The following is an 11,807-nucleotide window of genomic DNA, read 5'->3' as shown; positions in this document are numbered from 1 at the left end:
GCTCGCAGGCCTGCTCGTAGGCGGCCAGGTGGGCAAGCTTCTCCGCGGCGGTGAACGCACGCCGCCGTCGTGGCCCATCGGCCCGAGGGTGGACTGGATCCATCCGCTCATTGTCGATCACCGACATAATCATGGAACTGGTCATGGTGTGTTGATCCGTATCTCGCCCTGCTACAGGCCGATTTGCTATGAACTACTGGACTCAACTCACCCTGACACGCAGGGTGCCGGCGATCGGCGGCCCACGCCGGTCGGGGACTACCGAACTTTGGGTGCCGAACGAACCCGACCGCAGGCGGTGCAGCTCCGAATGACTGCTATGTATGCACGAACGAAGACTGTGCCGAAAGTTCCGGCCCACAACCTGCCGACGCGGTCTGCGGGTAGGTGAGACGTGGACACCCGCGTAGCGGCCGCCGGCCTGAGTGAACAGACGCGAGAGGCTCTCGCCCGGCGCATCCGCGCGCGCCTCTCCGCGGCCGGGCACCAGAAGTCGGATCATGATGTGGCCATCATCGGTGACGGAGTCTCCGCCCTCGCGCTGGCACTGGAGATCCGGCGGGCTCGTCCGGCTACCCGGATCCTGCTCATCGGTCCGACGTCGCATCCGGTAGCGGAGATGACCCACACGGTTGGCGAGTCCACCGTGGAGGTGTCGGCCCACTACCTGCGGGAGCGTCTCGGCCTGGCGGATCACCTCGCATCGCAGCACATCCGCAAGATGGGGCTGCGGATGTTCTTCTCACACCGGGACAACGACGACATCACCCGACGTATGGAACTGGGAAGTTCCTGCTTCGTGCCCCAACTGACCTACCAGATCGATCGAGGCAGACTGGAGAACGAGCTCGCACGGCGGGTCCACGCGATGGGTGTTCAGTTCGCGTGCGGGCGGGTCCGGTCCGTTGAGCTCGGTGGCCCGGAAGGTCTGCACATCGTCACGGTCCAAGACGGGGAAGCGTTGACCCGGAGCACGACTCGCTGGGTGATCGACGCTTCGGGACGCAACCGGGTGCTGCCCAGACAGCTGGATCTGCAGCAGGCCCACGCCCATGACTGCAACGCAGTCTGGTTTCGGGTTGCGACGGAGATCGACGTGGGGCGCTGGAGCGATGACCCGGCGTGGCAGGCCCGGTTGCGTGAAGGCGATCGAGCGATGTCCACCAACCATCTCATGGGCGATGGTTACTGGGTCTGGCTGATCCGGCTGCCCTCCGGTGCCACCAGTGTCGGCATCGTGGCGGACCCGGCGTTTCAGCCGTTCGACGGATTCAACACGTTAGGCAAGGCCAAGGCATGGCTGCGGGCACACGAGCCGCAGCTCGCCGACGTGCTGGCCGAGCACGCAGACCAGATCGTGGACTTCCGGGTCATGAGGAAATACAGCCATGGCGCGGTGAAGGTCTTTGACGGCAACCACCGGTGGTGTCTCACCGGCGACGCGGGAATCTTCCTGGATCCGCTGTACTCCTCCGGCTTGGACCTGGTCGCCATCGGCAACGGTCTCATCACGGACATGGTCAGCCGCGACCTCGACGGCGAGGACGTGGTCGCTCGCGCACAGATCAGCGACACCGTCTTCCGATCACTGACCCAGATGTGGCTCGTGATCTACCAGGGGCAGTACGCACTGATGGGCGCACCGGCGGTGATGGCCACGAAGATCGTCTGGGATATCGCGTTCTACTGGGGGTTCATCGGCCTGCTCTACATCAATGGCCGCTTCGTCGGCATCGCCGACGACCCGACATTTGTTCCGCACCTGGACGGCCTGATAGCGCTCAGCAACCGTGTTCAGCGGTTCTTCCAGGAGTGGGCAGCCCTGGACGACGGTGCGCCGTCGGTCCCGTTCGTCGACCTCTACGCACCGTTGAATTTCATGGTGACGCTGCATATCTCGATGATGAAACCCAGTCGCGACTTCACCGAACAGTTCGACGCCAACGCGGCACTGCTCCGCCGATTGGCCGGTCAACTCGCCGAGACCGTCATCGTGGAGAAGTCTCTGGATTTCGACGACGACAACGTCATGAGGCAGGTCCAGGAGTGGCAACAGGATCCACTGCTACGCCAACTGCGGTCAGCGTACCGGCGTGGCCAGGAGACCGAGCCGCTGAGCGCGGGCTGGATCGTCACGACGTCGCCCAAACTTCAACCGACCTGATTGGCGAATGGTCAGCCGATCACCGAATCACCGCACGCGAGAACAGGAGATGCACTTGCCAGACGACGACGACCGCCGTGAACCTTTGGCCATCGTGGGAGTCGGGTGTCGATTCCCCGGCGGGGCCGACTCCGCCGCGAGCTTCTGGCGCCTCTTGCGGGGCGGGGTGGACGCGACGTCTGAGGTGCCCGAATCGCGCTGGAACGCCGATCGCTACCACGATCCCAACCCGGCCAAGGCCGGCAAGGTCATCACGCGGCGAGGCGGGTTTCTCGACTCGATAGACCAGTTCGATGCGCAGTTCTTCGGAATGTCCCCGCGTGAGGCGCATGCGCTGGACCCGCAGCAACGGCTTCTGCTACAGGCGACCTGGGAGTCACTGGAAGACGCCGGGATCCCCGCCGATGCCCTGGCCGGTGCTGATGTCGGAGTATTCGTCGGCGGCTTCACCTTGGACTATCAGCTCCTGCAGAATCAGGGGCAGGCGAGTCGCTACCGATTTCGGGCGCATTCGGCGACCGGAATGATGATGACGATGCTGTCCAATCGCATCTCGTACGCCTTCGACTTTCGGGGCCCGAGCATGTCGATCGACACCGCGTGCTCCAGTTCGCTCGTCGCGGTTCACCTTGCAGCGCAGAGCATCTGGAACGGTGAGTGTCAGGTCGCATTGGCCGGTGGCGTCAACGTCATGATCGGCCCCAACACCGCCATTGCCGAGTCCAAAAGCGGATTCCTGAGCCCGGAAGGCCGTTCGAAGGCCTTCTCTGATGCCGCGGACGGCTACGCGCGGGGCGAAGGCGCCGGCATCGTTGTCCTCAAACGGCTGCAGGACGCGCTGCGTGACGGTGACGAGATCTACGCGCAGATCCTGGGCACCGCGGTGTCGCAGGACGGACACACCGACGGCATCACGGTGCCCCGGGGCGAAGCTCAAGAAGCCGCAATCAGAACGGCACTCGACCGGGCCTGCGTCCGCCCGGAGGAGGTCGGCTATGTGGAAGCACACGGCACCGGAACGCCCGTCGGTGATCCCATCGAGATGCGGGCGCTGGCGGCCGCCCTGACCGTCGAACGCCCCGCGTCGAGTCCGCTGCTGATCGGTTCGGTCAAGACCAACATCGGCCACCTCGAAGCCGGTGCGGGGATCGCCGGACTGATCAAAGCGGCACTGGTGGTCAAGCACGGCTACATACCGCCCCATCTGCACCTGCGAACCCCCACCCGGCACGTCTCCGCAGCCGACCTGAAAGTCGAGATCCCCACGGGCGGTGTGGCTTTCCCAGACTGCCCCCGGCGCGTCGTCGGCGTCAACTCATTCGGATTCGGGGGCACCAACGCGCACGTGGTTCTCGCCGCCCCTCCACCAGTCGCCGAAACTCCACGCGAGCCGGACCACCCCTCCTCCCCGCTGACCATCGTGGCGATCTCGGCCCGCAGCGAGGATGCCCTGGTGGAGGTGGCGGGCCGGTTGGCCGACCATCTGGTGGCCCACCCCGACATCGAGTTGCCCGACCTCGCCTACACCCTCGGCAGGCGTCGCAGCCATCAGAACTATCGCCATACCCTGATTGCGGGCAGTGCCGCCGAGGCCGGCGAACAGCTGCGGGCCTTGGCCCAGGACGGCACATTCGCTGCCGGCCGTGGCATCCAGGCCGCGCCCAAACTCGCCTTCGTGTGCAGCGGTATGGGGCCCCAGTGGTGGGGGATGTGCCGCGACCTACTGGGGGTGTTTCCCGCATTCACCGCCAGCATCGAGCGCAGTGACCGTGAATTGGACCGGTACACGGATTGGTCCCTGATCGAGGAGCTTCGCCGCGACGAGGCCAGCTCGCGCATGACAGAAACTGAGATCGCCCAACCGGCGAACTTCGCCATACAGGTCGCACTGGCTGAGCAGCTCGAACATTTCGGCCTGCGCCCCGACGCCGTCGTCGGCCACAGTGCCGGCGAGGTCGCCTCCCACTATCTCGCCGGTCTCCTCACGTTTGAACAAGCGATCCATGTGATTTATCACCGCAGCCGGCTCCAGCAGCAGATGAGCGGGACGGGAAGCATGCTCGCCGTGGGCCTGGATGCGGAATCCCTCCTAAAGAGGCTCGACGCGGCGACGCGTGCGGAATTCGCGGCACAGCGTGTCTCGGTGGCCGCGATCAACAGCCCGTTCGCGATAACTCTCGCCGGCGACAGTGACGTCCTCGACGGCATAGCGCAGCAGCTGAACGAGGCCGAGGTCTTCACCCGCCGACTATCGGTGAAGGTTCCCTATCACTCCCATCACATGGACGCCATCCGCGCCGAACTGTTCGGAGCGTTCGACGGATTGTCCTCCAAGTCAGCGGCGCTTCCGCTGTACTCGACGGTCACCGGTGAAGCGTTGGACCGTTACCACGCGGGCGCCGCGTACTGGTGGCAGAACACCCGAACCACCGTGCTGTTCGAACCGGCGATCCGTCGGATGCTCGAAGACGGCTACACGCACTTCGTGGAGCTGGGGCCCCACCCGGTGTTGGCGCCGTCGATCTTCGAAACCGCGGGGAAGCACAGTGTCTCTGTCTTGGCCAGCCAGCGACGTGGCCACGACTCCAGCCGCTCCCTACTGGAATGCGTTGGAGCGCTCCACTGCCTGGGCCACGACATCGCATGGGAGGCAATTCATCCCAGCACCGAGCGGCGCCTTCTCAAACTGCCTTCCTACCCCTGGCAGAACAGGCGGTTCTGGACCGAGACCAAGGAGGCCACCGAAGCGCTGTTCTACCAGCCGGTGCATCCGCTGTTAGGCCAGAAGGTCAGTGCTGTGCATCCGACGTGGGAAGCCGAGATGAGCACCGTGCTCACGCCGTTTCTCAACGACCACCGGGTGCAGGGCAGTGTGGTGCTGCCCGGCGCGGCGTATGTCGAGATGGCACGGGCCGCGGCCGAGGAGATCTACGGCACGGCCTGCAGCGTGGACAACCTGGTGTTCCGACGCGCCTTGATGCTGGACGACACCTGCGATCCGCTACTGCGAACCACCCTGAACGAAGACGACGGCACGCTGGAGTTCGCCGCATTCAACGCGACAGCCAACGGCGACACCTCGTGGACGATCACCGCCACCGCCGAACTCAACCTCCTGCCCACCTCGCCGCGTGGCCGCCATGTGCCACCGCAGGGTCAATCGGTCACCACGATCAATGGTGACGAGTTCTATTCCCGCACCAAGGAGTTCGGCCTTGAGTACGGCGACGCCTTCCGGTCGGTCCGCGAGCTGGCAGCCGGCGACGGCTGGGTCACCGCTGAGTTGAGCATCCCGGCGGCCATCGTCGAAGACCTCGATCGCTACCGGTTTCACCCAGCGCTGGTCGACGGTGTCTTTCAAGCGCTCTTCGGGGCGATGATGCTCGATCAACAGCCCGGCCAGGATCCCTATCTTCCGGCCCGCATCCGGCACTGCGCCCTCTACGCCGCGCCGGCCGAGTACATGCAGGTCCACGTCCGCGTTGTTTCGGCGTCCGAGGAGGAGATCGAAAGCGACATCGATGTCACCGATGGCGCCGGAAAGACGATCGCGGAGATTCGTGGCTTCTGCGTGCGGTCGCTGGGTGTCGCGTCCCAACTGTCGCTCGATCGCATCAACAAGGGCCTGCTCGAAGTCCACTGGTGCCCGGTGTCCCACGAAGCGGGCCGGCAGCATCGCGGCAGCAGCGGCGAATCGTCCTGGCTCGTCTTCGCCGACGACTCCGGAGTGGGTGATGGGCTCGCGGACGAGCTGCGGCGCCGCGGGCACCGGGTCGCCACGGTTTCACACCGCGGTGTCGATGCACTGATCGAGGTCGACGGCGGCTACCTGATGGACCCGGGCAGTCGCGACCAACTGGACGATCTCTTCGCGCAGAGTCACTTCGCCGACCTCGACGGCATCGTCAACTGCTGGCCGTTGGACATCCGACTCGCCGATGACGCCGACCAGCAGCTCGGCTTGCCGACCCTGGTTCGCGTCGTCCAGGCGCTCGCAACCCGCGCCGACTTGAAGCCCCGTCTGCACGTGGTCACCGCCAACAGTCAGCCGGTGCGCCACACCACGCTGACCGGGCTGGACCAGGCACCCATCTGGGGCCTGGGTCGCGTCATCGGCCACCAGGAGTTCGTCGAGAACTGGGGCGGCCTGATCGACATCGACGGTGCCGCCGACCGTGACCAGACCGCTGCACAGATCTGTGATCACCTGCTCCACAATGATTCCGAGGACCAGATCGCGCTTCGCGGCGCCACCGCATTCGTTCCGCGACTTCGCCCGTGCACTGAACTCGCGGCACCGTTTCCCACCAAACTCAGCGCGGACGCAACCTATGTGGTCACCGGCGGTGTGGGTGCGCTCGGGCGGGTGGTGGCACGCTACCTCGCCGAACGGGGAGCGCGGCACATCACCCTGTTGAGCCGAACCGCACTGCCACCGCGGGAGCACCGGGCCGCGGCCTCGGAATCCGACCCCCACTTCGCGGCCGTGCGAGCGATCGAGGAGCTTGAGCGGCTCGGGGCTGAAATCACGACCGCCAGCGTCGATATCACCGACGCCGAGCAGGTGCGCGGCTGGCGCGCCGAGCACCTGCGCAGCGGTGGCCGGCCCATCCGTGGAGTCATGCACGCGGCAGGCGTGGTGGACGACCGGTTGCTGGTCAACATGGCTGAACGTGATTTCGCTGCGGTGCTGGCTCCCAAGGTCACCGGTACGCGGGTGCTTCACGAGGTACTGGGTGACGACGAACTGGACTTCTTCGTCATGTTCGGGTCCGCCGGGTCGGTCATCGCCTCCCCCGGGCAGGGCAACTATGCCGCCGCCAATGCCTACCTGGACACCTTCGCGCACTACCGGCGCGCCCTGGGATTGCCGGCACTGACCATCGGATGGGGGCCGTGGTCGGTGGGCATGGTCGACGAGCTGAACCTGGCCGACGTCTACGCGCAGCGCGGCATCGAGCTGATCACGCCGCGTGTCGGTGCGCGGATCCTCGATCGGCTCCTGTCGCAACGGATCCCCAGCGTCGTCGCGATCACCGCGGACTGGGGTCGTGCCCGTCGGGTCAGCTTCGGTGGGCGTCCGCCACAGATGTTCGCCGATCTGGGCGCCGAGGAGAGCGGTGCCGGCGGGGGCGACGTCGCGGAGTCGATTCTGACGGTCCTGGCCGCTACACCCGAGGCAGATCGGATCGGGCTGATCGCCGCCACCGTGCGGCGGCTCGTCGCCGATGTCTTCGACTGCGACGTCACCGACTTCGAGACCAACGACATGCTCGATGACATCGGCTTGGACTCGATGATGGCGATGGACTTCCGGGTCCGGATCAACGAGATGTTCTCGATAGATCTGCCCTTACTGGAGATCCTGCGAGGGGTCAGCGTCAACTCACTGGCCGACCGGGTGCTGGCGGAACTGCATGCCATCCACGGCGACGTTCCCGCCGAGGTCGCAGAGCCGACGCCGGCCCCGCCTCCCCTCGTCGACGACGTCAACCGCGTCGTCGACGAGCTGTCGGACGACGAGCTACGAGAGCTGTTGGCGGAACTCGAAGCGCACGGCAGCGGGCCGAATATGGACGGTTCCCCGCGATGAGAGCGGGTGACGGCCTGGCGGTGCAGGTACGGAATCTCTGTAAGAGCTACGGGCGGGTGCAGGCCCTGCACGGCCTCGACCTCGACATTGCCCGCGGGGAGGTCTTCGCCATCCTCGGGCCCAACGGTGCCGGCAAATCCACGACGATCGAGATCCTGGAAGGCCACCGCAAGCGTGACGCCGGCCAGGTCAGTGTCCTGGGCGAGGATCCCGGCTCCGCTGGGCGCGGTTGGCGGGCCAGGATCGGCATCGTCCTGCAGGAAACCAGCGACTTCGGCATGCTGACGGTTCAGGAAACCGTGCAAATGTTCGCCAAATGCTATGGCACGGCCCGAACTTCTGCGGAGCTGCTCGAACTAGTCGGACTCGCCCCGAGCGCACGTTCGCGGGTGCGGACACTGTCCGGGGGACAGCGGCGCCGGCTGGATGTCGCGCTGGGGATCATCGGGTATCCGGAACTGCTCTTCCTGGATGAGCCGACCACCGGTTTCGACCCGGAGGCTCGGCGTGCTTTCTGGGATCTCATCCGGCTGTTGGCTTCCGACGACACAACCATCGTGCTCACCACGCACTACTTGGACGAAGCCGCCGCCCTGGCAGATCGGGTCGCGGTGGTCTCGGGCGGGCGGCTCGCGGCCGTGGATTCGCCCACGCGCCTGATCGCGCATGTCGCTTCGGCGGCGACCGTGACGTGGATGGAGGGTGGCGCACCCCAGGTTCGCCAGACCGATCGACCGACCGAGTTGATCAGGCGCCTGTCTACGGAAGGCAGCGAGCTTGCTCAGCTGACCGTCACCCGTCCCACCCTCGAAGACGCCTATCTGAGCCTGATCGAAGGGGGTCCGAGGTGATCGAGTTCGTCGACGCTGAACTCGGTCTGCGTCGCGCGCGCAGCCACGGGAGATCAGAGCTTCCCTCGGCGTTGCGCATCGGATTCTCGCGCGTCCTACCGGAACTGAAGATGTTCTACCGCCGCCCAGAACAGGTGGCGCTGACCTTCTCGATGCCGGCGGTGATCTGCCTGCTGCTGGGATCCATCTTCACGGCGCGGGTGCCCGGTGCCCAAACCACCACCGGCGCCGTGATCGCCGCCAGCATGTTCGCCTACGGAATTCTCTCGACGTCGTTCACCAATCTCGGCATCAGCATTGCGGCCGACCGGGAGACCGGTGCCCTGCGGCGGCTGCGCGGCACGCCGGCGACGGCGTCGTCGTACTTCATCGGCAAGATCATGCTGGTCGCGATTGCGAGCTTCGCCGAGGCTGTGGTCCTGCTGGTGCTGGGAGTGCTGGTTTTTCACCTTCGGCTGCCCGCCGATTTCCTCGGATGGTTCACGCTGGCATGGGTTTCAATGCTGGGGATCGTCAGCTGTTCGTTGCTGGGCATTCTGGTCAGCAACTTCGCCAGCAACGCAGTGTCCGCCGCTGTCCTCACCAACGGCCCCGCGGTGGGTCTGCAGTTCGTCTCAGGCACCTATGTTCCGCTGATGCTGATACCGACCTGGATGCTGGCGATCGGATCGATCTTTCCCGTCAAGTGGATGGCCCAGGGATTCCGCTCGGTGTTGCTGCCCGCAGAGATGGCCGCGTTCGAACCCGCGGGAACTTGGGAGCACTGGCGGATCTTCGAGGTGCTGACCGCCTGGAGTGTGGTCGGACTGCTGGCCTGCCTGGTCGTGTTCCGTTGGTCGGATCGGAGCTGAACATGCCTTCCCAGCTGGAGATCACTTACCACTTCTTCTTTCAGATCGTGGTCATCTTGCTTACCTACCGACTGCTCTGGCCGCTGCTGCGCCGCCTGGCCCAGGTGCAGGTGGTGGCGATGATGGTGGCCGGATTCCTGCTCGGGCCTTCCGTTCTGGGGTGGGTGTGGCCGGCTGGGCAGCAATGGCTGTTCCCCACGAAGTTGACCCTCGGCTCAGAGACCTTCACCCACCCCAACCTGACCGTTATCTACGTGGTCGGCCAACTGGGTCTGGTGCTGTACATGTTCCTGGTGGGAGCCTCGTTCAAACTCGACATCCTGACCGCGCACTGGCGCCAGGCCGGCGTCACCTCAGTAGCCGGAATCGGGGTTCCCCTGATGCTCGGCGGCGTCCTCGGTGCGTGGATGGTAAGCCGCGGAGGCTATTTCACCGACAATGTCGTCTCGTGGCAGGGTGGCCTGTTCGTCGCGGCCGCCGTGGCTATCACCGCCTTTCCGATGCTGGCGTGGATCGTCTACGACTCGGGACTGCTCAATACGCGGTTGGGCACGGTGTCACTGTCGTGTGCCGCGTTCGATGACGCATGCTCGTGGGTGCTGTTGGCGACGGTGGTGGCCACCGCCAAGGGCAGCCTCTTCGGTGCCGTGCTTGCCGTCGGAGGCGGGCTGGGCTACCTGCTTTTCATGATCTACGTCGGCCGGCCGCTGCTCGCGCGGTTGGAGACATGGTCGCCGCGTGGGGGTGCGTCCGAACGCACGGGCGGCCTACCGATCGCACACACCAGCGTGGTCCTGCTGGTCGTGCTGGCGGCGAGCTGCTTCACCGACTTCGTCGGAATCTATTCCGTATTCGGCGCTTTCGTGGCCGGCATGGTGATGCCTCGTGGCGAGCTGCTGACGCAGATCCGTCGGCACTTCGAGCCGCTGACGGCATACCTGCTGATTCCGGCGTTCTTCATCTACTCGGGACTGAACACCCAGCTTCGGCTGATATTGGACGGCCCAACGCTGTTGATGGCGCTGATCGTGCTGGTGGTGTCTTTCACCGCGAAGTTCGGAGCGGTGGGACTGGCCGCCCGCTGGCAGGGAATGAGTCGGCTCGAAGCCGCTTCGATGGGGGCACTTGCCAATGCTCGTGGGCTGATGGAACTGATCCTGCTCAACATCGGCTTCGAAGCCGGCCTGATCTCGGCGAAGCTGTACACCATCCTGGCGCTCATGACGATCATCACGACATTGGTCGCAACCCCGCTGCAGCGGCAGTTCGAGCGCCGATTGCGGAGAACCGGACTGCGGTTCGGCGCCGACGGCGAGGAGCCCTACGGTGATGATTACCCCCGCAACGGGCGCACGGTGGCAGAACCCGCGCCGACAAGTTGAGCACAGCATTCACCACCGAGGAAAGGGTTTTCCGGGCATTCAGCGCGATGACCTGAGTTCGCTGCCCCGACGCGGCGGGCGGGGGACTAAGCGCGGCACGCGGTCGATCACGTCCTGGTATTCGGGCCGGCGCTGCAGGCTGCGCTCCTCCATCATCGGAATGCTGGCGCCCAAGAACATCGCCACCATCGCCAGCACACCAAAGAACATCCACCACGCCTGAGCCGGTGCGGCGGCAACGCCGAACAGCGCGCACGCAAACCAGAAGCTGATCTCACCGAAGTAGTTGGGGTGCCGCGACCAACCCCATATCCCGCGATCCATCGCCGTGCCCGGCGCCCGGTCGCGCACGAACCGGTGCAATTGCACGTCCGCCACCAGTTCCAGCAGCACTGCGGCGATGCCGACGGCGAATGCGATAGCCGAAAGCCAGACCAGGCCCCGGTCCGGCCGCGTCACGGCGACGTAGACCGGCACCAGGCCGGCAAACACCTGAAGCGTGGGCACCAGGTGGATGGCGAGCAGGTCCGCGGCGAACTCCCAGCGACCCGCGCGTTGGCGCAGCAGCGGATATCGCCAATCCTCATGGTGCATACCGGGAAATCCCCACACCCAGTTACCGGTGTGCCGCACCGCCCATAGCCCGACCACCACAGCGATCAACACGCAACGCGCGGTGTCGACGTCAGGCCGGGACTGAAACCACCAATAGGCCACCAACAGGGGCGGAATGACACTCCAGTAGGCGTCGTAGAAGCTGGAGTTGCCGAAGCACCTGCTGAAGACGAAGACCACCACGGTGGCCAACACATCAGCGATCAAGGTATCCAGCCAGAGCCGCCCGGTGCCGGGGCCCCATGCCAGCCACGTCCCGGCGACGCCGATCGCGACCAGGTAGGCCACGCCGATCAGCGACAGCGACGCCGTTTTACCCATCGTCGGCCTCACCATGCGTTCACGCGGCTT

Annotated in this window: 6 protein-coding genes; 5 read left to right on the top strand and 1 reads right to left on the bottom strand. The window is 65.4% G+C overall.

Going from position 1 to position 11,807, the window contains the following annotated elements; genetic code table 11:
* The first annotated feature begins 394 nt into the window (after window positions 1–394).
* Genes EJK91_RS17480 through EJK91_RS17460 form a run of 5 tightly spaced genes read left to right on the top strand, consistent with a single transcriptional unit; the run spans window position 395 to window position 10,841 of the window.
* The gene (locus EJK91_RS17480) at window positions 395–2,164 is read left to right on the top strand and encodes an NAD(P)/FAD-dependent oxidoreductase (RefSeq protein ID WP_125079553.1); all 1,770 of its coding nucleotides are present in this window, start codon (window positions 395–397) and stop codon (window positions 2,162–2,164) included.
* 49 nt (window positions 2,165–2,213) lie between these two features.
* Window positions 2,214–7,757, top strand: a complete 5,544-nt coding sequence (locus EJK91_RS17475; protein ID WP_125079552.1) for a type I polyketide synthase — start codon at window positions 2,214–2,216, stop codon at window positions 7,755–7,757.
* Window positions 7,754–8,608 carry an ABC transporter ATP-binding protein gene (locus EJK91_RS17470; RefSeq protein ID WP_125079551.1) on the top strand — a complete coding sequence of 285 codons (855 nt, stop codon included), beginning with the start codon at window positions 7,754–7,756 and terminating at the stop codon, window positions 8,606–8,608. The genes EJK91_RS17475 and EJK91_RS17470 overlap by 4 nt, the downstream gene beginning before the upstream one ends.
* Complete coding sequence (locus tag EJK91_RS17465; protein WP_343252052.1) at window positions 8,608–9,459, top strand: ABC transporter permease; 852 nt, start codon at window positions 8,608–8,610, stop codon at window positions 9,457–9,459. The genes EJK91_RS17470 and EJK91_RS17465 overlap by 1 nt, the downstream gene beginning before the upstream one ends.
* A 2-nt stretch (window positions 9,460–9,461) precedes the next feature.
* Window positions 9,462–10,841, top strand: coding sequence for a cation:proton antiporter (locus EJK91_RS17460; protein ID WP_125079550.1), 1,380 nt, complete (start codon window positions 9,462–9,464; stop codon window positions 10,839–10,841).
* 39 nt (window positions 10,842–10,880) lie between these two features.
* On the opposite strand, the gene EJK91_RS17455 is transcribed toward EJK91_RS17460, so the two are convergent.
* Complete coding sequence (locus tag EJK91_RS17455; protein ID WP_125079549.1) at window positions 10,881–11,777, bottom strand: DUF1295 domain-containing protein; 897 nt, start codon at window positions 11,775–11,777, stop codon at window positions 10,881–10,883.
* Between the last annotated feature and the right edge of the window lie 30 nt (window positions 11,778–11,807).

This window comes from Mycobacterium sp. P7213 (assembly GCF_900604305.1).
Taxonomy (GTDB): Bacteria; Actinomycetota; Actinomycetes; order Mycobacteriales; family Mycobacteriaceae; genus Mycobacterium.
Note: the sequence above shows the minus strand (reverse complement) of the source record. Positions and strands in the feature narration are given on the sequence as shown.